At 53.2% G+C, this 22,653-nt stretch carries 25 protein-coding genes; 18 read left to right on the top strand and 7 right to left on the bottom strand.

The features are described 5' to 3' along the window. Positions 1-73: 73 nt before the first annotated feature. The gene (locus B1A75_RS13170; protein WP_042381076.1) at positions 74-388 is read right to left on the bottom strand and encodes a LysM peptidoglycan-binding domain-containing protein; all 315 of its coding nucleotides are present in this window, start codon (positions 386-388) and stop codon (positions 74-76) included. A 298-nt stretch (positions 389-686) separates the two neighbouring features. Between B1A75_RS13170 and B1A75_RS13160 the strand changes: the two genes are divergently transcribed. The 3 genes from B1A75_RS13160 to pstA are packed head-to-tail and all read left to right on the top strand — an operon-like array spanning position 687 to position 3,455. Then, positions 687-1,577 carry a phosphate ABC transporter substrate-binding protein PstS family protein gene (locus B1A75_RS13160; RefSeq protein ID WP_074043515.1) on the top strand — a complete coding sequence of 297 codons (891 nt, stop codon included), beginning with the start codon at positions 687-689 and terminating at the stop codon, positions 1,575-1,577. 56 nt (positions 1,578-1,633) lie between these two features. Next, entirely contained in the window at positions 1,634-2,530 is an 897-nt protein-coding gene (pstC, locus tag B1A75_RS13155; RefSeq protein ID WP_371878453.1) for a phosphate ABC transporter permease subunit PstC, read from the top strand. Position 2,531: 1 nt separating this feature from the next. After that, positions 2,532-3,455, top strand: a complete 924-nt coding sequence (gene pstA / locus B1A75_RS13150) for a phosphate ABC transporter permease PstA (RefSeq protein WP_074043514.1) — start codon at positions 2,532-2,534, stop codon at positions 3,453-3,455. A gap of 38 nt (positions 3,456-3,493) precedes the next feature. Here pstA and B1A75_RS13145 read toward each other — a convergent pair whose 3' ends face one another. Together B1A75_RS13145 and B1A75_RS13140 are read right to left on the bottom strand one after the other, a co-directional pair. Continuing rightward, complete coding sequence (locus B1A75_RS13145) at positions 3,494-4,267, bottom strand: DUF1189 domain-containing protein (protein ID WP_074043513.1); 774 nt, start codon at positions 4,265-4,267, stop codon at positions 3,494-3,496. Positions 4,268-4,362: 95 nt separating this feature from the next. Further along, positions 4,363-6,042 (bottom strand): methyl-accepting chemotaxis protein, encoded by a 1,680-nt coding sequence (locus B1A75_RS13140; protein ID WP_074043512.1) that lies wholly within the window; start codon positions 6,040-6,042, stop codon positions 4,363-4,365. A gap of 202 nt (positions 6,043-6,244) precedes the next feature. On the opposite strand from B1A75_RS13140, the gene sodA reads away from it, so the two are divergent. From sodA to pstB, 4 genes are all read left to right on the top strand, one after another. Then, complete coding sequence (gene sodA, locus B1A75_RS13135; protein ID WP_044730821.1) at positions 6,245-6,859, top strand: superoxide dismutase SodA; 615 nt, start codon at positions 6,245-6,247, stop codon at positions 6,857-6,859. A 142-nt stretch (positions 6,860-7,001) separates the two neighbouring features. Further along, positions 7,002-8,294, top strand: coding sequence for an MFS transporter (locus B1A75_RS13130; RefSeq protein ID WP_074043511.1), 1,293 nt, complete (start codon positions 7,002-7,004; stop codon positions 8,292-8,294). A gap of 71 nt (positions 8,295-8,365) precedes the next feature. Continuing rightward, a complete protein-coding gene (locus tag B1A75_RS13125) occupies positions 8,366-10,480 on the top strand; it encodes a peptidoglycan D,D-transpeptidase FtsI family protein (protein WP_074043510.1) in 2,115 nt (704 codons plus the stop codon). Between the two features lie 187 nt (positions 10,481-10,667). Continuing rightward, positions 10,668-11,477, top strand: coding sequence for a phosphate ABC transporter ATP-binding protein PstB (gene pstB, locus B1A75_RS13120; protein ID WP_119878022.1), 810 nt, complete (start codon positions 10,668-10,670; stop codon positions 11,475-11,477). A gap of 146 nt (positions 11,478-11,623) precedes the next feature. On the opposite strand, the gene B1A75_RS13115 is transcribed toward pstB, so the two are convergent. Continuing rightward, positions 11,624-12,073, bottom strand: coding sequence for an endolytic transglycosylase MltG (locus B1A75_RS13115; RefSeq protein WP_074043509.1), 450 nt, complete (start codon positions 12,071-12,073; stop codon positions 11,624-11,626). Further along, a complete protein-coding gene (locus tag B1A75_RS13110) occupies positions 12,070-12,420 on the bottom strand; it encodes a sigma factor-like helix-turn-helix DNA-binding protein (protein ID WP_021322339.1) in 351 nt (116 codons plus the stop codon). The genes B1A75_RS13115 and B1A75_RS13110 overlap by 4 nt, the downstream gene beginning before the upstream one ends. Positions 12,421-12,579: 159 nt before the next feature. Between B1A75_RS13110 and rpmG the strand changes: the two genes are divergently transcribed. The 5 genes from rpmG to B1A75_RS13085 all read left to right on the top strand — a co-directional run bounded on the left by rpmG (position 12,580) and on the right by B1A75_RS13085 (position 15,687). After that, on the top strand, positions 12,580-12,729 hold the full coding sequence (gene rpmG / locus B1A75_RS13105) for a 50S ribosomal protein L33 (RefSeq protein WP_011231931.1): 150 nt from the start codon (positions 12,580-12,582) through the stop codon (positions 12,727-12,729). A 53-nt stretch (positions 12,730-12,782) separates the two neighbouring features. Then, positions 12,783-13,355 carry a 5-formyltetrahydrofolate cyclo-ligase gene (locus B1A75_RS13100; protein ID WP_031206527.1) on the top strand — a complete coding sequence of 191 codons (573 nt, stop codon included), beginning with the start codon at positions 12,783-12,785 and terminating at the stop codon, positions 13,353-13,355. Beyond that, positions 13,345-14,118, top strand: coding sequence for a DUF92 domain-containing protein (locus B1A75_RS13095; protein ID WP_021322341.1), 774 nt, complete (start codon positions 13,345-13,347; stop codon positions 14,116-14,118). The genes B1A75_RS13100 and B1A75_RS13095 overlap by 11 nt, the downstream gene beginning before the upstream one ends. Positions 14,119-14,195: 77 nt before the next feature. Further along, positions 14,196-14,375, top strand: a complete 180-nt coding sequence (locus B1A75_RS13090) for a hypothetical protein (RefSeq protein WP_044730829.1) — start codon at positions 14,196-14,198, stop codon at positions 14,373-14,375. Positions 14,376-14,526: 151 nt separating this feature from the next. Beyond that, complete coding sequence (locus B1A75_RS13085) at positions 14,527-15,687, top strand: rhomboid family intramembrane serine protease (protein ID WP_079936349.1); 1,161 nt, start codon at positions 14,527-14,529, stop codon at positions 15,685-15,687. Here the strand turns inward: B1A75_RS13085 and B1A75_RS13080 are convergent. Then, on the bottom strand, positions 15,684-16,547 hold the full coding sequence (locus B1A75_RS13080; protein ID WP_079936346.1) for a hypothetical protein: 864 nt from the start codon (positions 16,545-16,547) through the stop codon (positions 15,684-15,686). The two genes, B1A75_RS13085 and B1A75_RS13080, sit on opposite strands and share 4 nt — an antisense overlap. Before the next feature lie 125 nt (positions 16,548-16,672). Here B1A75_RS13080 and B1A75_RS13075 point away from each other — a divergent pair, with 125 nt between their 5' ends. From B1A75_RS13075 to B1A75_RS13060, 4 genes are all read left to right on the top strand, one after another. After that, on the top strand, positions 16,673-18,136 hold the full coding sequence (locus tag B1A75_RS13075) for a spore germination protein (RefSeq protein ID WP_079936345.1): 1,464 nt from the start codon (positions 16,673-16,675) through the stop codon (positions 18,134-18,136). A gap of 95 nt (positions 18,137-18,231) precedes the next feature. Next, complete coding sequence (locus B1A75_RS13070) at positions 18,232-18,444, top strand: YqgQ family protein (protein ID WP_074043506.1); 213 nt, start codon at positions 18,232-18,234, stop codon at positions 18,442-18,444. Positions 18,445-18,451: 7 nt separating this feature from the next. Continuing rightward, positions 18,452-19,405: an ROK family glucokinase gene (locus B1A75_RS13065; protein WP_074043505.1), complete on the top strand. Its 954-nt coding sequence runs from the start codon at positions 18,452-18,454 to the stop codon at positions 19,403-19,405. A 250-nt stretch (positions 19,406-19,655) separates the two neighbouring features. Beyond that, positions 19,656-20,816 (top strand): M14 family metallopeptidase, encoded by a 1,161-nt coding sequence (locus B1A75_RS13060; protein ID WP_074043504.1) that lies wholly within the window; start codon positions 19,656-19,658, stop codon positions 20,814-20,816. A gap of 34 nt (positions 20,817-20,850) precedes the next feature. Here B1A75_RS13060 and B1A75_RS13055 read toward each other — a convergent pair whose 3' ends face one another. After that, a complete protein-coding gene (locus B1A75_RS13055) occupies positions 20,851-21,027 on the bottom strand; it encodes a DUF2759 domain-containing protein (RefSeq protein ID WP_044730834.1) in 177 nt (58 codons plus the stop codon). A gap of 169 nt (positions 21,028-21,196) precedes the next feature. On the opposite strand from B1A75_RS13055, the gene B1A75_RS13050 reads away from it, so the two are divergent. After that, complete coding sequence (locus B1A75_RS13050) at positions 21,197-21,829, top strand: MBL fold metallo-hydrolase (RefSeq protein WP_074043503.1); 633 nt, start codon at positions 21,197-21,199, stop codon at positions 21,827-21,829. A gap of 494 nt (positions 21,830-22,323) precedes the next feature. Then, positions 22,324-22,653 (top strand): DUF6444 domain-containing protein (locus tag B1A75_RS13040; RefSeq protein WP_254866636.1); only part of this gene is annotated, 330 nt, incomplete at its 3' end.

Genomic DNA, 22,653 nt, shown 5'->3' with positions numbered 1-22,653 from the left:
CTCCTTTAACATTCAAGTCGCTTTCTGCATTATTGTAACAGTGCCATCCGCCGTTTGACAAGCGATTCGTCGGTTAGCGATAGATCGGCACTTTATAAGTTTTCCCGATTTTTAATGTTTGCGCATGTTCGCCTGGATTTAACCGTTCAAAATCACGGATCAGCTGCTCAAGCGGAACGGGCAATGGACCGTCGAGTTCTTTCTCGACGATGGACAACAACGTATCGCCGGGGCGAACTGTCACGGTCCGGTACGGCATGGGCGCTTGTTTCGACTGGACAATGGCTGCTGCTGTTTCAGACGAAGGGTGGAGCGTTCCGATGGCAAGATCGCGGTAAACGATATAACTGGAAAGAATGAGAAATAGGAGAAGAATGAATTTTTTCATGGCGCTTCCTCCGCTTGTGTACATCTATCGTTCATTCATATGTATGCTTGTCCAGAGAAAATATGCCTTTCTTAGTAAGGTCGTTGATTTCATGGGGAAAACCCCTCAACAAAAGAATGTCTCCAATTTTGAAAAACGGCATCACAGTTCTTCTTTGCCTTCAAGGCTCGACGGCTTTGAAAATATTCCTGTTTTTGGTCTTTACAGAAACTTAACAACCGCTTTATAAGGGCCTAACAATGTCTCGCTACAATGGTCTTGTACGTTGAAAGTACGAAAACAAAAGGGGGATTACTTGATGTGGAGCAAACGAGTTAAATTGGGATTGGCCGCCTTGTTGATGACCGGCGTTTTGGCCGGCTGCGGGCAGACTGAAAATAACAGCGCGGGCGGCAATGAAGGAACGACGAAGAAAGAAGAAACTTACTCCGGCACTATCTCCCTAGCGGGATCTACAGCGCTTCAGCCGCTGGCAGAAGAAGCGGCAAACGCGTTTATGGAAAAATATCCGGACGTGTCGATCACCGTTCAAGGCGGCGGCAGCGGCACGGGCGTCAACCAAGTGGCAGCTGGCGCCGTGCAAATCGGCAACTCTGATGTGCCGGCGGCGGAGAAACTGGACGACAAATCGAAAGCGTCAGAGCTCGTTGACCATAAAGTGGCCGGCATCGCCTTTGCGATTGTGGTCAACGACGATGTGAAGGTCGATAATTTAACAACGAAGCAAATTCAAGATATTTTCAGCGGAAAGATCAAAAACTGGAAAGAAGTCGGCGGACCGGATGAAGCCATTCACGTGATCAACCGTCCGGCGTCATCGGGCACGCGGGCGACATTTGAGAAAACGATCATGAAAGACGTGAAAATCAACGATTCGATCGGCACGGTTCAGGATTCAAACGGGGCGGTCGAGCAAGCGATCAGTTCGACGCCGGGCGCTGTTAGCTATGTAGCGATGTCGTATTTAATCGGGGAAAAGAAAAACTTAAAAACAGTAAAAATTGACGGCGCTGAACCGACGGTGGAGAACATCCGCACGGAAAAATACCCGTTTTGGTCGTATGAATACATGATTACCAAAGGGGAAGCGAAGGAAGAGGTGCGAGCGTTTATCGACTTTGTCAAGAGCGAAGAATTTGCGCCGACCGTTAAAAAGATGGGGTATATCCCGATGACGGAATTGGAGTAGAGAAGGGCGGAAGGCCGGCTCGTTAGGCCGGCCTTTGACAATGGAGGGATGAAGCCATGCAACAAATGCATACGAAACGGCGGAATCGCTGGCTTGAAGAATACATCGGCCGCACGTTTGCGGTCATCTGCGGCTGGCTGATCGTTCTGATTACGGTGACGATGATCATCTTCTTAGCGGTAAAGGGAATTCAGTCCTTTACGGACAGCGGTCTTTCGCTTTCTGACATGTTGCTTTCGGCGCAATGGGATCCAAATGGCACGCCGCCGAAGTATGGGGCGCTCATTTTTATTGTTGGCTCGATGCTCGTCTCGCTTGGCGCTTTGTTGATCAGTGCGCCGATCGCTTTGGCGTTGGCGATTTTCATGAACTTTATCGCTCCCAAATGGTTCGTTTCGTTGCTCAAGCCGGTGCTGGAGCTGCTTGTCGGCATTCCGTCGGTGGTGTATGGCTGGCTTGGGGTGACGATTCTCGTTCCGCTCTTGCGCGAATGGTTCGGAGGCTCCGGCTTTAGTCTGCTTGCGGGGATCATCGTCCTTAGTATGATGATTTTGCCGACCATCACCAGCATTGCGGCCGACGCCTTGGCCAATGTCCCAATGGCGTATATGGAAGCATCATACGGGCTTGGCTCTACGCGTTGGCAGGCGATTTCCCGCGTCATCGTTCCGGCGGCGAAAGCCGGGATTGCCACTGGCGTCGTTCTCGGCTTGGCGCGGGCGTTCGGCGAGGCGCTTGCCGTGCAGATGGTGATCGGCAATACGATTAAGCTGCCTTCAGGCCTTGACAGCCCGACGGCGACGTTAACAAGTGTATTGACGATGGATATGGCGAATACGATCAACGGAACACCATGGAACAACGCGTTATGGACATTGGCGCTCATGTTGCTCTTGATCTCGTTTTTCTTCATTGCCGTGATCCGTTTGGTCGGTCCGAGAAAGGAGCGATAAGATGACAGCGCGGATGATCGATAAAGTATGGACAGGCATTTTCTATGCGGTGGCTGCTGCGGTCATCGGGTTGCTCATTTTCTTTTTTGCCGTTGTGTTGTCGAAAGGAGCGGGGTTTTGGCAACCTGAGTTTCTGTTCGGACGGCCGAGCAATACGCAAGCGGGCGGTGGCATTGGTCCGCAGTTGATCAATTCGTTTTATATGTTGGTTGTGACATTGCTTTTGTCGGTCCCGCTTTCGTTGGGAGCTGGAATTTATTTGGCCGAATACGCCAAACAGGGGCGGATCGTCGGGTTCATTCGCCTTTGCTTGGAAACGATGGCATCATTGCCGTCGATTGTCGTCGGGTTGTTCGGATTGTTGGCGTTTGTCACCTTGACGGGTTGGGGCTATACGCTGCTCGGCGGAGCGTTAGCCGTCACGATCATCAATTTGCCTGGATTGACGCGCATTTGCGAAACGGCGATTTTGGATGTTCCGTCCAACATTAAAGAGGGAAGTCTTGCCCTTGGAGCGACGCGCTGGCAGACGTTGGTCAAAGCGGTGCTTCCGGCCGCCATCCCGCAAATTGTCACCGGCGTCATTTTATCGGCCGGGCGCATTTTCGGCGAAGCGGCTGTTTTCATTTATACCGCTGGGCTGACGACTCCGATGCTTCGTTGGGATGCGGATTGGGGCAGCCAGGCCAACCCGCTGAACGTGTTCCGGCCGGCCGAAACGCTGACCGTGCATATTTGGAAATTGAATTCCGAAGGCATTGTCCCAGACGCGAAGCTGATCGCGGCTAAATCGGCGGCTGTGTTGATGGTGGCCGTTCTTTTATTCAATTTGGCTGCACGGCTCGCTTCTTCCTTGCTTGCGCGGTATTTCTCCGGGGGGCGGCGCGCGCGTCGAGGACGAGGAGAAAGAAGCAAAGCAGCGTAAGCACAAAAAAAGCTGTCCTGCATCAACAGGCAGCTTTTTTATATTTCCCGTTTGGCTGATGGTACTTCCTTGACTGCCAAAAAGAGGACGACAAGCGAAACGAACCAATGGATCAACGCGCCGTAGGGCACGACCGCTTGCACCGTTTCCATCACGGTGAAAAAGACGGTCGACAGCGTAATGGCGTAAGCCGACATCACCCATGTATGGCGGTAGCGCAACGTTTTGTCGAGCACGCCGGCAAGAATCAGGCCGAAAAAGGCAAAGATGCACACGCTGATGAATTTCCCGGCGCAGGCGAGCACGTATAAAACGAGCCCAAAAAGCGGGATGAGGACAGGGAGAAGCGACTGAAGACCGGCGATGAACGCGCGAACGTCTTCGTCGGTAATGGTCACATCCGGAAACGTGGCATAGCTGTAATGCTGCGCCTGATGGCCGGCGACGAGCACGGCTTCATGCTTCAAGAGCGCGATGGCGTTCGGAAACTGCTCGACTTTCTCACTCGTCACTTTGCCGGTGCTGTCAAAAATGATCGTAAATCCGCCTTGATCAATATGAATCGGCGTGGCCGCCTCCGAGTGAAGTTCGCCGTTTTCAATCGAAAACGGCGGCAACTCGTTATTCAATAAGGCGCTCGTTGTGCGGATGCCTTCAGTGAGCGACGAGGAGACATAGTAAAACGTCGGAAGAATGGACAGCAAAGTCAGCAAAAACAAATAACCGATCGTTTTCCCAATTCCCTGAAATCGAAAGCGGGCGATGTCTTTCGGAGAATATAAGCTTTTCCACAGCTGGACGAATACGTTCATCGCAGACACACCTTTCTTTGTCTCCTTTTCCATTGTAGCCGGGAAAGAGGAAGAATTCAACTTGGGACGAAGAAAAAAGCGGGCATCTTCCCGCTTTAGTCAGAAGGCAAATGAAAGGTTTCAAGCAAGGCGCGCCATTGCAACACCCGTTCATTTAGTGCATCGGCTTCGGAACGAATGGCAGCCATGGCATTGTGCTGGCCGTCGGTAAAATTCGAAATTTGCTCCATCGACGAAGCAATCTGTTGGGCAACGGTGGCAATCCCTGCGATATGTTCACGCATTTCGCTGATTTGCCGCTCAATGGCGGCGAATTGTTCTGAAATTTGCAGCGTATGTGCGGATGAATGCGACACCATTGTGGTGATTTCTTCAAAGGCTTGTTGGCTTTCCGTGAACGTTTTTTTCGTTTCATCGAGTTGTTTTGCGCTTGCTTTCATCGATTGAACCGCGGCCTCGATTTGGCTTTGCACATCTTGGACAATGGATTGAATTTGTGCCAACGCTTGTCCTGTTTGCGCCGACAGCGCCCGGATTTCTTTCGCAACAACTGAGAACCCCCGGCCATGCTCCCCTGCTTTGGCTGCTTCAATGGCAGCGTTTAGGGCGAGCAAGTTCGTTTGTTCAGCGATGTTTCCGATTAGTGACAGAATGCTGGCAATATGGCGCGAATGGTCTTTCAATGCATCGATTGTGTACATCGTTTTCGCAATGGATTGTTGCAGGTAAGCCATGTCGCTGCTTGCCCGTTGAACAAGCCGGTTGCCGCTTTCCGCTTGGGAATGGGCTTGTTCTGTGGAACGACGGGCTTCCTCCATTCGAAAGGACATTTGTTCCATTTCATCTGCCAGTTGTTGAAAAAAAGAGGCGATGTCAGCCGATTTGCGCGCTTGTTGCTCTGCCCCGTACGCCGTGTCTGCCACCGCCGCTGCGATTTGTTCAGAAGCCGCTGTTGTCTCAGAGGATGTTTGGTTTAAAATGTTGGTAGCCGCTGCGATTTGCTCGGAGCTGAAGCGCATATGTTCGATAAGAACGGCCAAATTGCTGGACATCTGATGGAACCCATCGGCGAGGGCGAGAATATCTTTTGTCGCTGCATGCAATTCGATGCGCGACCGCCAATCGCCAGATCCAAGCCGTTCCATGGCTTGCTGGAGCCAAGCAATGGGGCGGGTGGCGCGGCGGATGATCCTCCATCCGGCCAGGCATACGGTCAAGATGGCGGCAACAGACCCTGCCAAGTTTGCTGCTTGCTGTTTCAAAAGCGGCCACAAATAATCCTTTTCCGGAATGGCGATCATGTAGACCGCTCCTTGCAAATCGCTTGAACTGGAAAATGCGGCCAGCCATTGGTCTGTATGCAAAACCCCTTGCTTCTTTTTCAATATATCGCGCACGACCTGTTCGGGCAGTGTTTGGTTGGGCGAGGATGGCCGTTTCGCCACCGTCTTTCCCGTTTTCGTTAAAATCAATTGCACCGGATGAAGGTGTAAGGCATGGAATTTCCGTTCATTTAAGGTCAATGAGTAGTTCAGTTTTTGAGAAAATGCTTCATTGGTCGTTGTAGCCTTTAAAATGGAAATTTTTTCAACCATGGTTTCGCTTGATAGTTGCAATTGTTGTTGGATCGACTGAATAGCTGAATGGCGCCCTTGAATATAGCCGATTGAGGTGATGACAAGGGCCGACAACGTCGTTGTGAGCACCATGGCCATCATGACAATTGTCTCAAGTCGAAAGGCGTTCCATAAAGAACCTGATCGTTTCGTTTCCATTTTCGCTGAGTTCCCCCTTAACTGGAAGCTACTTTATACTATAACTTGCCATTATGAAGAAACGGTCAACGGTGTGTTGAAAATATGTAAACAAAAAGGGAGGACAAACAAATCGATTGAAACAATGTGCCAACTTTGGTAAGCTAATCTCAAACGGACGCTTTGGCGTTCGTGTACATAAACCAAAAAGGAGGAGATCGGTATGCCATTTGAATTGCCAGCATTGCCGTATCCGTACGATGCGCTTGAGCCGCACATTGACAAAGAAACGATGAACATTCACCACACGAAGCACCATAACACATACGTCACGAATTTGAATGCGGCGCTTGAAGGGCATCCGGATTTGCAAAACAAATCGCTCGAAGAATTGCTCAGCAATTTGGAAGCCCTTCCGGAAAGCATTCGTACGGCGGTGCGCAACAACGGCGGCGGTCATGCGAACCACTCGCTTTTCTGGACGATTTTGTCGCCAAACGGCGGCGGTGAGCCGACGGGTGAGCTGGCTGAGGCGATCAACAAAAAATTCGGCAGCTTCGCCGCGTTTAAAGACGAGTTTTCGAAAGCAGCGGCCGGCCGTTTCGGTTCTGGCTGGGCATGGCTTGTCGTGAACAACGGCGAGCTGGAAATTACGAGCACGCCGAACCAAGACTCGCCGATCATGGAAGGCAAAACGCCGATTCTCGGCTTGGACGTTTGGGAGCATGCGTACTACTTGAAATACCAAAACCGCCGTCCGGAATACATTGCCGCATTCTGGAACATTGTCAACTGGGACGAAGTGGCGAAACGGTACAGCGAAGCGAAAGCGAAGTAATCAAAAAAGCGGGGCGAAACAAAACGCCCCGCTTTTTTTAGCGATGGAGGGTGCAGGCAAAGGAAGCGGTTTTCTTCGTGCCGGGTGCATAGCCATAGCGGAAATGGCCACACTACCGGATAGATGAAAAGGGGAGTTTGCAATGGCATTTTTCCAAAAACTAACCGGCCAAGAACAAGTGAACCGCGATTTGTTGCTTTTGCTTTGCATCGGTGGGTTTTACGCGCTCGGTGTTTCCCTGTCGAACACGTTTGTCAACATTTATTTATGGAAACAGACCGGCGATTTCCGCGACTTGGCGCTATACAATTTGGCGATTGTCACGATGCAGCCGCTGACGTTTATTTTCGCCGGCCGGCTGGCAAAACAAATTGACCGTATTCTCATTTTGCGGCTTGGCGTGTCGTGTTTAGCCGTTTTTTTTGTCACCGTTTTATTGGTCGGCTCTCGCGCCCATCAATATTTGCTTTTTCTCGGCGCGCTGCTCGGCGTCGGCTATGGTTTTTATTGGCTGGCGTTTAACGTGTTGACATTTGAAATTACCGAACCGGAGACGCGCGACTTTTTTAACGGTTTTTTCGGGGTGTTGACCTCATCCGCCGGCATGATCGGGCCGATTGCCGCCGGTTATATCATCTCGTCGCTTCATGGAGCGAAAGGGTATACGTTCGTTTTCTCGCTGTCGCTCGGCTTGTTTCTTGTTGCTGTGCTGCTCAGCTTTTTCTTGAAGCGCCGCGAGGCCGCGGGGAAATATTTGTTCGTCCGCATTTTAAAGGAGAGGAATGAAAACCGGAACTGGCGGCTCATTACGAATGCCCACTTTTTTCAAGGATTGCGCGAAGGCACGTTTGTGTTTATCATTTCCGTGCTTGTGTATGTCACTTCTGGAAGTGAATGGGCGCTCGGCAAATTCGGGCTTGTCAACTCGTTTACATCGTTTGTCGCCTATTATGCCGTCTCCCGGCTGATCAAGCGTGAATATCGGATGAAAGCCATTCTATTTGGGGGAGCGCTGCTATATGGGGCGATTTTTTTGATCGTTTTTCATCCGACCTATCCGCGCCTCATTCTTTATGCCATCACGATCGCCATTGCGTATCCATTGCTGCTTGTTCCGTATTCCTCCTTGACGTTTGACGTCATCGGGAAGAGCTGGAAATCGGCCGAGGCGCGCGTCGAATACATCGTTGTCCGCGAATTGTTTTTAAACGCCGGACGGGTGGTGTCGATTTTAGCCTTTTTGACGGCTGTGGCGCTCTTTGGCGAAGAGGCTGGCATTCGGGTGCTTATGTTTGTGTGCGGAGCCGGGCATTTGGTGATTTATTGGTTTGTCCGCCGCATTCGCTTTACCGATGGCCGTTCGGAGCGCGATCAGCGCGAGCGGCTTTTGCTTCGGCCGAAACTGGCCGGCGAACGAGGCCGTTCGCCGGTGTGAGGGGCCAAGTTTTTCCCTAGCCATGCCCGCCTTTTTCTTTTACAATAGGGGGAGGGAAGGAGGACCGGGGGATGAAACGGAAAAAGCGGGCGCAAGTGCCGATTCGGTTAAACATTTTGTTTTTCTTTGTTTTTTTGCTGTTTTCAGCGCTGATTTTGCGCCTTGGCGTCGTACAGATCGTCTATGGTGAAGATTATCGGCGCGAAGTGGAGCGGACGCAGGATGAAATCGTCAGCACGCCGGTGCCGCGCGGCAAAATTTACGATCGGTTCGGCCGCGTGATCGTCGACAACACACCACAAAAGGCGATTATGTACACGCGCTCAAAAACGACACAGCCGGAAGAAATATTGGACATAGCAAGGAAACTTGCTCAATACATCGACATTCCCGATGCTGAGAAAAAAGTGACTGAGCGCGATATGAAAGATTATTGGATTTTAACGCATCCGAAAGAAGCGAAACAGAAGGTGAGCGAACAAGAACGGAAAAAGCTCGCTGATCAAGGATTGACGCAAAAAGAGATCGACAAAAAAGTGTACGAGTGGACGCTCGATCGCATCACGAAGCAAGATTTGGCGCAAATTTCGAAAGCGGAGCTTGAAGTGATCGCCATTAAACATGAGATGGAAAGCGGCTACGCCTTGACGCCACAGACGGTCAAAAGCAAAGGAGTGACCGACCGCGAATATGCGGTCGTCAGCGAGCATTTGAGCGAGCTGCCCGGCGTCAATACGACGGTGGATTGGGACCGGAAATACGTCTATGACAACACATTCCGCTCTGTGCTCGGCAGTGTGACTGAAGAAGACGAAGGCGTCCCGCGCGAACGGCTCGATTACTTTTTAGCCCGCGATTACAGCCGCAATGACCGCGTCGGCAAAAGCTATTTGGAGATGCAGTATGAAGAAGTGCTGCACGGCAAAAAGGCAAAAGTGAAAAACGTTGTCGACAAATCGGGCAACGTCATCTCGGTTGAGCAAGTGTACCCAGGCGAGCGCGGCAAAGACCTCGTGTTGACCATTGATGCCGAGCTCCAGCAAAAGGTTGAGCAAATCATTCAACAAGAGATTTTGGCGACGAAGCGCAAAGGCCGGTCGCCGCTCTTGGACCGGGCGTTTGTCGTCATGATGAATCCGAAGACGGGCGAAGTGTTGGCGATGGCCGGCAAGCTTCTTCAAGACGGCAAATTTGTCGACTTTGCCATCGGCAACATCACGTCCGCCTATGCGATGGGATCGGCGGTGAAAGGGGCGACTGTTCTCACCGGCTTTCAAACAGGGGTGCTTCATCCGAATACGTATATTAAGGACGAGCCGCTGTATATTAAAGGAACCCCGGTGAAAAAATCATGGAAGACGATGGGGACGATCAACGAGCTGACGGCGCTCAAGCAGTCGTCGAACGTCTATATGTTCAAAACGGCGATCGCCATCGGGGGCGGTGTGTATCGTCCGCACGCGCCGCTTCGCATCAATCCAGAGGCGTTTACGACGATTCGCCACTATTTCAGCCAATTCGGCCTTGGCGTGAAAACGGGCATCGATTTGCCGAACGAACTCGGCGGCTTCCAAGGCCAGAGCACGCGCGGCGGGTTTTTGCTTGACTTAGCCATCGGCCAATACGATATGTATACGCCGATGCAGCTGGCGCAATACGTCTCGACGATCGCCAACGGCGGCTATCGGATGAAGCCGCAGCTTGTCAAAGAAATTCGTGAGCCGTCGGCTGACGGAAAAAAGCCTGGCCGGATCATGAAACGGTTCGAGCCGGTCGTGCTAAACCGGATCGATATGAAGACGGAATACATCAAGCGGGTGCAAGAAGGATTCCGCCGTGTGATGCAAGAGCCGGGCGGAACGGCGTATTCGTACTTTGCGAGTGCTTCGTACAAGCCGGCCGGCAAAACGGGGACGGCAGAGGCGTTTTACGATGGGCCGATCCAAAGCCGACGGAATGATCCAACGTACAACTTGACGCTCGTTGGCTATGCGCCGTACAACGATCCAGAAGTGTCGTTCGCCGTTGTCGTCCCGTGGGCGACGCAAGGGGAGAGCGACGGAATCAATGACCGGATCGGCCGCCGCATTTTGGACGCCTATTTTGAATTGAAAGCGAAGCGGGCGGCCGGAGGCGGGAGCAGCTTTGATGCGCAAGGCGGCGCGGAGGCCGCCGATGCGCGCTGACATGAAAGGCGCCTGAACGGGCGCCTCTTTTTTGCGCTTGCAAAAAAATATGTTCGTTTACAAAAACTTTACATACCGTCCACACAGCGTTAACGATCGTTTTGTATGCTCATATATAGAGGAAACATCGATCTTCCGCTGCCAGTGAGGGCGGAAGGAAATGAAAGGAGTCACGCCGATGAGTACGATGGCGGTGGTGGAGCGCCGAAAAGAGGACATTCCTTCGGCCCAGTTGGTGAAAAAAGAGGTCGTTTACGAAACGAATGGACTGAACGTATGGTACGGCGAGCATCATGCGTTAAAACATATTCACCTGTCCTTTTACGAACGCGAGATTACAGCGATTATCGGCCCGTCAGGATGCGGCAAGTCAACCTATATCAAAACGCTCAATCGAATGATCGAGCTCATTCCAAACGTCCGGCTCGAAGGGGAGATTTTGTATCGCGGCCGCCGCATTTTTGACACGTCATACCCTGTTGAACAGCTGCGGACGCAAGTGGGCATGGTGTTTCAAAAGCCCAACCCGTTTCCAAAGTCGATTTATGACAACGTCGCCTATGGACCGCGCATTCATGGGATCCGCGACCGGCGGCGGCTCGATGAGATCGTCGAAAAAAGCTTGCGACAAGCGGCGCTCTGGGAGGAAGTCAAAGATCGGCTTCATGAAAATGCCCTCGGTTTATCGGGCGGCCAACAGCAGCGGCTGTGCATCGCCCGCTGTTTGGCCGTCGAGCCGGATGTCATTTTAATGGATGAACCGACATCAGCGCTCGATCCGATTTCGACAGCGAAGGTCGAGGAGTTGATGGGCGAGCTGAAAACAAAATACAGCATCATCATTGTCACGCATAATATGCAGCAGGCGGCTCGCATTTCCGATCGGACGGCGTTTTTCTTAAACGGAGAAGTGATTGAGTACGGCGAGACAAAAACGTTGTTTTCTCGTCCAGCTGATCAGCGGACGGCGGATTATATCGCCGGGCGGTTCGGATGATAAAAGCGGCCGGGCTGCGTCGGCAACGACAGACAAAGAGTTCGTTTCAAAAAAGGTGTGTTTCTTTCAAAAAAACGGCTGTTTGATGCGCAGACACGGCCATAAGAAAAGGTGTCCCGGTCCTTTGGGAGGGACACCTTCTTTCGTTATGGTTCGGCAATCAAACGGCCGATCGCTGCGTAGTCCATATCGCTCCGCACGTTGTAGACGCCGGGGCGGATGGAGCGCGTCAGCCCATGTTGTTCCAAGTAGTCGTTGAAGGCGCGGGCGCTTTGAACGATGCCAGCCTCTTCAAGTTCGCGGGCAAATGTCTCTGGCGTATCTCCTTTCTTAATAACGAGTCGATATACGTAAACGGTTTGCACTGATGGTTCGGACATCTCCTTGGCCGGCGCTTTCGAAGCGGCGTTCGGCTGAGCGCTGCGAAGCTTGTCGTATTCCTCTTTCGCCACGGCGACGAGCCCATGCTGTTTGAGGAACGCCTTGACTTCCGCTTCCGTCGGTGCAGCTGGGGGCGAAGCGTAATACGAGGCGCCGATCAGCGCTGTCGATACAAGCAACCCGAGGGCAAACGAACGCATCGATCGCTTGTTCATCGGCGCAATCTCCTTACCGCCCGTTCGACTTCCGCAACGGTCAGCCCCGTCTCGCGGGCAATGTCTTCGAGCGGGAATCCTTGTTTATGCAAAAACAAGATGCGCCGATCGTCCGGCGACAACGATCCGCTGCGCCGCGGCGAAGCTGAGCGTTGTCGCTCAGGGATGAGGAGCTCCTCCTCGATGACTTGCAACCGCTTTTTGATCTGGTACGTTTCCTGCGCCAGTGAAACGGTCAAATGATCGATTTGTTCTTCGAGCGGTTTCAGTTCATCCTTAGCAAAAAAGGAAATAACAAGAAAAATAATGGCTAGAGCTGCCAAAGCGATGATCGCATATTCCACCACGTGCATCCCTCCCCTTTTCACTATACCATATCATTCTCTGCTTGTGGCGCTCTTATTGAACAAAGATGAAATTTAGAGGTGGAAATCGCCGAAGAAAAATGGTATCATAGAAAGGTCTGATTATATATAAAGTATAAAGCTCGTTTGGAGGGAAAAAAGATGCGCGTGAACATTACATTGGCATGCACAGAATGCGGCGAACGCAACTATATTACATCGAAAAATAAACGCAACAACCCAGAGCGTTTGGAATTGAAAAAATATTGCCCGCGCGATCGCAAAGTCACGTTGCACCGCGAAACGAAGTAAGCAGTGGGAAGATGATTCCTGCTGCTTTTTATCTTTATGGGAGGAAGGGGAAGATGATGGACGGCAAACAGGAATGGCGCCAGCGCATGTTGAATCAGCTTCGGCAGCTTAAAGCGGCAGAAAAAGAGATGTACGATCGGCAAATCGCCGCTCATTTATATCGGTGGCCATTATGGCAAACGGCGCGGACGATCGCCATGACGGTGTCGAGAGAGACGGAAGTCAACACCTTGCCGATCATTGAACAGGCGTGGCGGGAAGGAAAAACGATCGGCGTCCCGAAATGCGATCCAAGGGCGAAAACGATGTCCTTTCGGCGGCTCGCGTCGTTTGCCCAGCTCGAAAAAGCGTACGCCGGATTGTTTGAGCCGATTGAAAAACAAACAACGCCGATCGACCGCGATGAGTTTGATCTCATCATTGTCCCGGGGGTCTGTTTTGCCAAAACCGGCTACCGGATCGGCTATGGCGGCGGGTATTACGACCGATATTTGCCGGGAGCTTCGGCGGTGACGGCAGCGCTGGCTTACTCCTTTCAAGTGATGGACGACATTCCGACCGAGGAGCATGATGTGCCGGTGAAATTCATTATTACTGATCAAGGAGTTCTTCACTGTGAGCGATGAATGGTGGTATATCGCGGTCTCTGCCCTCGCCGCCGGCGGCGGGTGGTTGTTGCGCTCGTTGTCCATATCAGGAGCGGCGGCAACCGTTGTCATCGGCGCAGCGGTTGGATGCGGCTTTTCATGGGGCGGAATATGGGTGTTAGGTTGCTTTTTTGTCAGCTCCAGCTTCTTTAGCCACATCGGAAAGCAACGCAAGGCAAAACTGTCTGAAAAATTGGCGAAAGGCGGGCGGCGCGATGCCATCCAAGTGCTGGCCAATGGCGGGGCGCCGGCCGTGTTGGCGCTATTGGCCGCTGTCCGTCCCGACCCGATTTGGGATGATCTGTTTGTTGTCGCCGTCGCTGCAGCGAACGCCGATACGTGGGCGTCTGAAATCGGTTCTTTAAGCCCGTGGCCGCCTCGGGTTTGGCCGAGCTTTCGGCCGGTGGAAGCCGGCACCTCAGGGGCTGTGACGCTCCTTGGCACGGCTGCTTCGTTTGCCGGCGCACTGTTTATCGCGGCCGCTGGCGCATTTTTTCTCGATGTCCGGCCTGCTTTCGCCCTGTCGCTCTTTGGTTGGCTCGGCAGCTGGTTCGATACGTGGCTTGGCGCGGCTTGGCAAGCGGCTTACCGCTGTCCGGCATGCGGGGCGACGACTGAGCGGAAACGGCATTGCGGGCAGACGACCATTCATATGAAAGGCTGGCGGTGGCTTGACAATGATGCGGTGAACTTTCTGGCGATCATCGGCGCGGTGCTGGCCGCCTTCGTGCTGGAGCGTTAGACGCGCCCCGCTTCATATTTGGAGAGAAAAAGGGAAAAAGAATAACGAGCATGTCATATGATGAAGGAGGAACAACGATGAATAAATGGTCGTACTCGCTGCTTGTCGTTGCCGCTGGATGTCTTGCTTACCGCTATCGCTACCGAATGGCCGCCTTCGCATTGCGCGTTCCGTCGTTGCGAAAGCAACTTGTCCGATTTGCGCTCCACATTCCTCCCGTGCGCAACGCCCTTGTTTCGCAAATGTTGCGTCCATGATGCGGCAGCGGTGAATCATTTTTGAAGAAGTCGGTTATGAAAAAACCGGCCCATTCGCTCCGGTTTGCCGGACGGTCGATGAGTTGGCTTTGTTGCTGTTTGTCGGACTTGGCCTCGCCAGGGAAAGGGAGAGGAGAACGTGATTGGAACGATGGATGTACTGTTTTGGCAGCTTGTTCAGCGTTTGTCTCGCGGCGGCTACCGCATCGTACGGATGTCTGAGCAGGCCGATGAAGTATGGCTGGAATCAAACCATTGGCGGCGCCCAACACTCATCCGCCTCGTGCGCGCTGATTTTGATTGGAGCCGATCGTTGCGCCTTGATATGGAATATACATGGCAATTTGTTCAGCAAATGAGGGGATGGAATTTCAGCAAAGCGGGCCGGGTCATCAATGTTTATGTGATGGTGTATCCGCCGGTTGACGATTGGGAATTTCTTGTCGCCGAGCCGTTGCCGCTCTCTGGAATGTCCGATGGCGTGCTTCATACGCTCCTCCTTCACAGCGGCAATATGGGGGACGTGCTGCCGCGGCTTGCGGAGATGACGGGCGTTGCGCTCCGTTTTGAGCCGCCTGTGGAAACGTCCGATCCGTTTGCTGCCGCCGAGCGCTTAAAGCGCGAGGTGGTCCGCGAATGGCGGCGCCGCCGTGAGGAGGAACGGCGCATTTTTGAGTATGGCAAGCCGATGTTCACCCGGCTGTTCATCGTCGTGCAGGTTGCGATGTTTTTGGTTCTCGAATGGAGCGGCGGGAGCACGAATCCGGATGTGTTGATCCACTACGGCGCCAAATTCAATCCGCTCATTGAAGCGGGAGAGTGGTGGCGCTTGTTGACGCCGATGTTTTTGCATATCGGGTTTTTGCATCTGTTGACAAACACCCTTGCCTTGTATTATTTAGGGATAACGGTTGAGCGGCTGTACGGCTCGCTTCGCTTTTTGTTCATTTACGTAACGGCCGGATTTTTCGGAGCGCTGGCGAGTTTTTTGTTTACACCATCATTATCGGCCGGGGCGTCGGGAGCCATTTTCGGGCTATTCGGGGCTCTTCTTTACTTCGGCACTGTCTACCGGCATTTATTTTTTCGGACGATGGGGATGAACGTCATCAGTTTAATCATCGTCAACCTGTTGTTTGGCCTGCTTGTTCCCGGCATCGACAACGCCGGTCATATCGGCGGGCTTGTCGGCGGCTTCTTGGCGGCCAGCGTCGTTCATTTGCCAAAACACACCGCTTGGGGGCGGCAGGCGGGGGCGCTGGCCGCTGCGGTGCTGCTGGCTGCTGCCGGCTTATGGATCGGGTTTCGTTAAAGAAGCTGCACGAGCATGACTTTTTCCCCGGTTTTCGCTTCAATGAGAACGAAGAGCCTACTGTAATCTTTGCGAATGAGAATGAGCGGCATCGTGCTGCCGATTGGCGAGAGGATGGATCCATCCTCTTTTTTTATGCCAAGGATGTACGACTTGTACAATCCTTCCCAAAGACGGCCGATGACGGTTTGCGTTTTTGCCGTCGACAAGCCCGGCAGCGGCTGTTCCGTGTAGGCGACGAGCTCCGGCAAATAAAGGGCGTAATAATCTTTCTTTGACAAAGAAAAGTGGGTGAGCAGCTCGTCCGCTTTATGACGAAGAAATTCATTCGTGGCTTTGTTCAAGACGCGCTGCCATTCGCGCTCGTCATCTGTTCTTGGCCGCCGGAACGATGCGCGCGGATGGTACGGTGAGTCAATGACGTACAAATAGCTGCTTGACATCGTTTGGCTGCTTGTGATGTTCTCTCCTGTATGCAGCTCGCCGTGGTGGAACGAGACGGCCTGGAAAAAGCGGCTGTCCCGCATCCGGACCGTCTTTTCCATGTTGATCGCATCCGTGTTCGTTTTCCATTTCGACAGCACATCGGCCAAACGGCCGTCGGCGAACAACAAGGAGACATCTTGGCGCAAATAGGCGCGGCGGTTTAAAACGGAGGCAACTGACCAACGGAGCGCATAGCGCCCGCGTTCGTTGCTATTGCCGAGCGCAAGCGTTGTTTTCGCTTCAATGAACGCCGCTTCGCGATCAATCGGGAAAAACTTGATCGTTTCAGCGGTCTGATCGTGCTCCCACCGCGAGGCGAGCGCGGCGGCAAGGAAAAAAGCAAGCGCCATGAAGGGGATCATCCATCGTTTCATGACATCCTCCCGGATTGGACAAGGTTTTCACCAATATATGCATCGCAAGGAACATTTATGTATGAATTTCCTCATGCTTGTCTATGATGGGGAGTATACAGTGCAAACGATGCAGGGGGATGACGATGGAGAAACAGATGCCCAAACGCCCGGCGTCCCGCCGCCTTCATGACAATGCATCCTATTTAGCCGAACGGCTTGGAGTCGGCAAGAGCTTCGATGTCATTCGCCTTGACGTCGAATATGGCGGCCGGGCGATGGCGTTGTTTATGATTGACGGATTTGTCAAAGACGATATTTTGCATTATTTGATGAGATATTTGTCCCGGCTTGAGGAACACGAACTGGACGTTCACCCGCTTGAGAAGCTCCTGAAAAAATATCTTCCGTACGTCGAGATCGGGCAGACAGACGACTTGGAAGAAGCGGTCGCGATGGTGCTTGCTGGGCCGACGGCGTTAGTCGTTGACGGCGTTGAGCGGATCATTTTGATTGACGCCCGCACGTATCCGGTGCGCGGGCCGCAAGAGCCGGACACGGAACGGGTCGTACGCGGGGCGCGCGATGGTTTTGTCGAGACGATCGTCTTTAACACCGCGCTCATCCGCCGCCGCGTCCGCGACCCTTCCTTGCGCATGGAGTACGTGCAGGTGGCGCGGCGCTCGAAGACCGATATTTGCATTTGCTATATCGAGGAAATCGCCGACCCGGAGCTCGTCCACCGCATCCGGCAATCGATCACTGCTATTGATACGGACGGTCTGGTCATGGCCGAAAAAACGGTGGAAGAGTTTATTTCCGGCCGGCATTGGAACCCGTACCCGGTCGTCCGCTATACGGAGCGTCCCGATACAGCGGCGGCCCATTTGTATGAAGGGCATGTGCTCGTCATTGTCGATGGATCGCCAAGCGTCATTATCACCCCGGCAACGTTTTGGCATCATTTGCAGCACGCTGAAGAATACCGAAACAAGCCGATCGTTGGAGCGTATTTGCGGCTCGTCCGCTTTTTGGCTGTCTGGGCGTCAGTGTTTTTGCTGCCGCTTTGGTATTTGCTGATGACTGAGCCGGAGCTGTTGCCCGGGCCGCTCTCGTTTTTAGGAAAGGCCAAATTGGGCGATATTCCGCTGTTTGCGCAAATTTTGATGATTGAACTCGGAATGGATATGCTGCGGATGGCCGCCATTCATACGCCGTCTTCACTGGCGACCGCGCTCGGCCTTGTCGCCGCGCTTATGATCGGCGGCATCGCGGTCGAAGTCGGCCTTTTCTCCAATGAGGTGATTTTGTATTTTTCTGTTACTGCCATCGGTACGTTTGCAACGCCGAGCTATGAAATGAGCTTGGCAAACCGGCTCGTCCGCATCGCCTTGCTCATTTTGTCGGGCCTGTTCGGCCTGTACGGTTATGTCATCGGCATCATCGTTTGGATCCTTGCCTTGGCGCGGATGACGTCGTTTGGCATTCCGTACTTATGGCCGTTCATCCCGTTCTCCTACCGAGCGATGCGCGATGTGCTCATCCGTTCGCCGATGCCGCTCAAAAACCGGCGGCCGGCGATTCTTCACCCACGCGACCCTGACCGCTGACGCAGGTGCTGTTGCTTTGGCGCCTGCATTTTTTGTCTTGACGGTTGCGGCCGTTTGCCGCTACATTAAAAGGGGAAAAAGGAGCATGAGTGACGATGAAGACGGTATACGACGTACAACAGCTGCTGAAACGGTTTGGCACGATCATTTACGTCGGCGATCGGCTCGCTGACTTGGAGCTGATGGAGGAGGAAGTGAAAGAGCTGTACCAGTCCCAGCTGATCGATGCGAAACAGCTGCAAGCGGCCTTGTTTATTTTGCGGCAGGAAGCGCAAATTGAGCGGGAAAAACGGATGAAAAAAGGATGAGGATGCAATGGAACCATGGTTGGTAGGCATTGACCTCGGGGGCACAACAATCAAAATGGCGTTTGTCACCACCGAGGGTGACATCGTGCACAAATGGGAAATTCCGACGAACACCGCCAATCGCGGTGAGCATATCGTCGCTGACATTGCCCGGTCGCTTGATGGAACGCTCGCCCAGCTCGGCGGAGCGAAAGAGAGGCTGCTTGCCGCCGGCATCGGCGCCCCCGGGCCGGTCGAAGAGGAAACCGGCATGTTGTATGAGACGGTCAATATAGGGTGGACGAATTATCCATTGAAGCAACGGCTGGAAGAGGCGACGGGGCTGCCCGTTTCGGTCGATAATGACGCCAATCTCGCCGCGCTTGGCGAAATGTGGAAAGGAGCAGGGGGAGGAGCGCGCCATTTGTTGTTTGTGACGCTTGGCACCGGCGTTGGCGGCGGTGTGATTGCCAACGGAGCCATTGTGCGCGGCATAAACGGCGCCGGCGGAGAGATCGGACATATGACGATGATCCCTGATGGCGGCGCCCGTTGCAACTGCGGCAAAACCGGATGTTTGGAAACGATTGCGTCCGCCACCGGCATCGTGCGGATCGCCAAGGAGAAATTGACCGCAGATGAGCGTCCGAGTGAGCTTCGCAACGGGGATGTGACGGCCAAAGCGGTGTTTGACGCCGCCAAAGCGGGCGATGCGCTGGCATTGGAAGTGGTCGATGAAGCAACGTACTATCTTGGTTGGGCGTTGGCGAATGCCGCCAATGTGACGAACCCGGAGAAAATCGTGATCGGCGGCGGCGTGTCCAAGGCGGGTGACATGCTTGTCGAGCGTGTGGCCGCCCATTTCCGCCGCTTCGCGTTCCCGCGCGTCGCCGCTGGGGCGGAGCTTGTTTTAGCGACGCTTGGCAACGATGCCGGCGTCATCGGCGCCGCCTGGCTGGCGAAAGAGCTTGTCGGCGCGTAAACAACGGAAGGTGTCCCAAAAAGGTTGGGGCGCCTTTTCTTATTGTTGGAGGATATGTCTAGAAAGGGCGCACGGTGGATGCCTTGGCACTAGGAGGCGCCTTTTCTTATTGTTGGATGATATGAGATTGGAACGAACTTTGAAGAAGGAGATGTTTGCGAACATTCGTGCACTGCCGCTTGCCAGGCGCTCATTTTTTGCCGTCTGCCGACATATGTTAAGGTAAAGAAATGGGAAGGGGAGACGGCGCATGCACCTTCAAGCATGGCCCGGCGATACGTTTGAAACATATGGACGATGGTTTTCGGTGCCGACTGAACTGATCATCGATTCGAATCCGCATGTGGAAGAGGGATTGCGCCCTGGGCAGACCGTTGCCATCCCGGGATACGCGCCGATCGATACGTGGGAAGCGCTCGCTGACCGCCTATCGCTGCCGACGGAGGTGCTGCGGCGGCTGCCGGGGGCGATGGCGGTCATCAACGGAACAGCGCCGCTGCCGAAGCGGATTTCGTCCCCGGTCGTCCGCAGCGTCCGTCCGTACGATTTTGCCGCTTTGATGGAGGATATCACCGCCCTCGTCTGCCACTATCCGTTTGTGCGCCAGCGGACGATCGGCCATAGTGTTCTCGGCTTGCCGCTCGTTGAACTGCAAATCGGCCGCGGACCGGTGCGCGTGCATATGAACGGATCATTCCACGCGAATGAGTGGATCACGACAGCAGTGATCATGGCGCTCATCGACGAGTACGCGCGGGCGCTGGTTAACGATGACGAGCTTGCCGGCCATCGGGTGCTTGATTATTACCGTAAAGTGACTCTTTCCGTTGTGCCGATGGTCAATCCTGACGGCGTCAACCTTGTGCTGAACGGCCCGCCGGAAGAAGAGCCGCATCGGAGCGAAGTCGTCTGCATCAACGGTGGGTCGCTCGATTTTTCGCAATGGAAAGCGAACATCCGCGGCGTTGATTTAAACAATCAATTCCCATCTAACTGGGAAATAGAACAGGCCCGCAAACCGCCGAAAGCGCCGGCACCGCGCGATTTTCCAGGATTCGCCCCGCTTACGGAGCCGGAGGCGAAAGCGATGGCGGCGCTCGCCGAGTCGGGCGATTTTGCGATGGTCGTCGCGTTTCATACACAAGGCAAGGAAATTTATTGGGGATATGAAGGGTTCGAGCCGCCGGAGGCGGAGGCAACGGTTCAGGCGATGGCTGAAGCAAGCGGCTACCAAGCTGTTCGCTACATTGACAGCCATGCCGGCTACCGCGATTGGTTCATTCAAACGTGGAAGCGGCGCGGCTACACCGTGGAGCTCGGCGAGGGTGTCAATCCGTTGCCGCTCTCGCAGTTTGCGCGAATATACCGCGACAGCCTCGGCTTGTTTTTAGCAGCGCTCAAAATGGCATAAAAAACGCAAGAGGCATGATTCGCCTCTTGCGTTTTCAGTGCGTGCCGGTTGGAATGCCGTGATCCAAAATGGTCATGATGGTAAACCAGCCGAATACAGCGGCAGTGGCAAGTCCAAACAAAAATCCGAGCACGTTTTTCTCGCGCAATGTACGGAGCATTCCATAAAGGGCAAGCAGCGTCACAAGTGCAAAAATAATGACCGTACCCATCGTTTTACCCCCTCATGAAACAGTATGTACAAACGTGTCCATTCTTTTTCATTGTAATCTTTTTTCCTCCATTTGTCGAGGTCCCTTTCTCTTTTCTCTTCCATCGCTTGAAAAAAAACAGTAAAATAAAGTTAAATATTGGACATGTCAAGGAAAGGAGGAGATGGCCATGGAATGGACGCGTATTCCCGTCGGCCCGATTCAGGCCAACGCTTACTTGTTGTCGTCTGCAGACCGACAATGCCTGATCGTTGACCCCGGCGCGGAAGGCGCGGCGCTCGTCCGCCGGATCGAGGAAAAAGGGCTGACCCCGCTGGCGATTTTGCTGACGCATGCGCATTTTGACCATATTGGCGGCATCCCGGACGTGCTTGCCCGCTGGGACATTCCAGTGTATTTGCACGAAAATGAAAAACAATGGCTGCAAGATCCGGCATTGAATGGCTCGCTTTATTTCGGCGGTCCGGTCGCTGTCCGCTGCGAACCGACATGCCTTAAAGGGTCGACGGCGCTGAACATTGGTCCGTTTGCGTTGGATGTCCGCGAAACGCCGGGTCACTCTCCGGGCAGCGTCTCGTATTATTGCAAACAAGCCAATATTGTGTTTTCCGGCGATGCGCTGTTTGCCGGCAGCATCGGACGCACTGACTTGCCAGGCGGCAACCATCAGCAGCTGTTGAAAAGCATTCATGACGAACTGCTTACGCTGCCGGAGGAAACGATCGTTCTTTCAGGCCATGGGCCAGAGACGACGATCGCTGCGGAGATGGATACAAATCCGTTTTTGCATGGGTTTTCGTAAGAAGAAAGCAAAAGGCCGTCGTTTGGATTTCACAAAAAAAGAGCACTCGCGAGGTTCGGGCCAAGCGCCGCTTGGATCAGCAGTGTGACGAAGGCAAGCCTGTGGCTTGCCTCCAACAGTCGGAAAACATAGACGACACGATTTTGGGCCAACGAGAGGTTAAGCCTGCCAGTTGTATTTATGCAGACAAGAGGCTAGCCGGGGCGGTGCAGCGGTTTGTTGGGTGGAAAACACAAAAAACCCTTCTTAGCCGCGCCAAGAAGGGTTTTTGGGGGATGTTCTATCCACAATAATGGGAGGGGATATAGTTAAGCTGCTACTATAACAATATATGATTATTTTCACTATGTCAACATTGAAATACTCCACCTTATTTCTAACAAAATTTGAAGGTAACTATTCAGCCCGTACATAGAAAAAATTTACGAGAGCCGGTTTGTTCGTACCTTCCTTGTCTATACTAATTACCATCATAGACATGGGAGGTGAACACAATGGCAAATGTTGCTTTTGGCTTCCAAGAAGCGGTCTTCACACTCGAAAGCATGGTGGCAAACATCGAACGTCAAGCACAGACCATCGAAAAACTCATCAACGAAAATAAACAGTTAAGACAAGAAAACCAGCAATTGAAAGCACGTATTGCAGAATTAGAAGCCCGTACGAAAAAAAACAGTACGAATAGTCATTTACCGCCGTCCTCTGACCGGTTTGGGGCGAAATCTCCTTCTCGCCAACCGTCGGAGAAACGGCCGGGAGGACAGCCAGGGCACCAAGGAAAGACGCTCAGCCAAGCACCGAATACTGACAATCGAGTCCTTCAC

It is taken from the genome of Geobacillus sp. LEMMY01, from assembly GCF_002042905.1.
GTDB lineage: Bacteria > Bacillota > Bacilli > Bacillales > Anoxybacillaceae > Geobacillus > Geobacillus proteiniphilus.
This window is presented reverse-complemented; position numbering and strand designations above follow the sequence as displayed.

Coding starts and splice junctions, on each gene's coding strand:
- B1A75_RS13170 (WP_042381076.1), bottom strand. CDS start 388: ATGAAAAAATTCATTCTTCTCCTATTTCTCATTCTTTCCAGTTATATC.
- B1A75_RS13160 (WP_074043515.1), top strand. CDS start 687: ATGTGGAGCAAACGAGTTAAATTGGGATTGGCCGCCTTGTTGATGACC.
- pstC (WP_371878453.1), top strand. CDS start 1,634: ATGCAACAAATGCATACGAAACGGCGGAATCGCTGGCTTGAAGAATAC.
- pstA (WP_074043514.1), top strand. CDS start 2,532: ATGACAGCGCGGATGATCGATAAAGTATGGACAGGCATTTTCTATGCG.
- B1A75_RS13145 (WP_074043513.1), bottom strand. CDS start 4,267: ATGAACGTATTCGTCCAGCTGTGGAAAAGCTTATATTCTCCGAAAGAC.
- B1A75_RS13140 (WP_074043512.1), bottom strand. CDS start 6,042: ATGGAAACGAAACGATCAGGTTCTTTATGGAACGCCTTTCGACTTGAG.
- sodA (WP_044730821.1), top strand. CDS start 6,245: ATGCCATTTGAATTGCCAGCATTGCCGTATCCGTACGATGCGCTTGAG.
- B1A75_RS13130 (WP_074043511.1), top strand. CDS start 7,002: ATGGCATTTTTCCAAAAACTAACCGGCCAAGAACAAGTGAACCGCGAT.
- B1A75_RS13125 (WP_074043510.1), top strand. CDS start 8,366: ATGAAACGGAAAAAGCGGGCGCAAGTGCCGATTCGGTTAAACATTTTG.
- pstB (WP_119878022.1), top strand. CDS start 10,668: ATGGCGGTGGTGGAGCGCCGAAAAGAGGACATTCCTTCGGCCCAGTTG.
- B1A75_RS13115 (WP_074043509.1), bottom strand. CDS start 12,073: ATGAACAAGCGATCGATGCGTTCGTTTGCCCTCGGGTTGCTTGTATCG.
- rpmG (WP_011231931.1), top strand. CDS start 12,580: ATGCGCGTGAACATTACATTGGCATGCACAGAATGCGGCGAACGCAAC.
- B1A75_RS13100 (WP_031206527.1), top strand. CDS start 12,783: ATGATGGACGGCAAACAGGAATGGCGCCAGCGCATGTTGAATCAGCTT.
- B1A75_RS13090 (WP_044730829.1), top strand. CDS start 14,196: ATGAATAAATGGTCGTACTCGCTGCTTGTCGTTGCCGCTGGATGTCTT.
- B1A75_RS13085 (WP_079936349.1), top strand. CDS start 14,527: ATGGATGTACTGTTTTGGCAGCTTGTTCAGCGTTTGTCTCGCGGCGGC.
- B1A75_RS13080 (WP_079936346.1), bottom strand. CDS start 16,547: ATGAAACGATGGATGATCCCCTTCATGGCGCTTGCTTTTTTCCTTGCC.
- B1A75_RS13075 (WP_079936345.1), top strand. CDS start 16,673: ATGGAGAAACAGATGCCCAAACGCCCGGCGTCCCGCCGCCTTCATGAC.
- B1A75_RS13070 (WP_074043506.1), top strand. CDS start 18,232: ATGAAGACGGTATACGACGTACAACAGCTGCTGAAACGGTTTGGCACG.
- B1A75_RS13065 (WP_074043505.1), top strand. CDS start 18,452: ATGGAACCATGGTTGGTAGGCATTGACCTCGGGGGCACAACAATCAAA.
- B1A75_RS13060 (WP_074043504.1), top strand. CDS start 19,656: ATGCACCTTCAAGCATGGCCCGGCGATACGTTTGAAACATATGGACGA.
- B1A75_RS13055 (WP_044730834.1), bottom strand. CDS start 21,027: ATGGGTACGGTCATTATTTTTGCACTTGTGACGCTGCTTGCCCTTTAT.
- B1A75_RS13050 (WP_074043503.1), top strand. CDS start 21,197: ATGGAATGGACGCGTATTCCCGTCGGCCCGATTCAGGCCAACGCTTAC.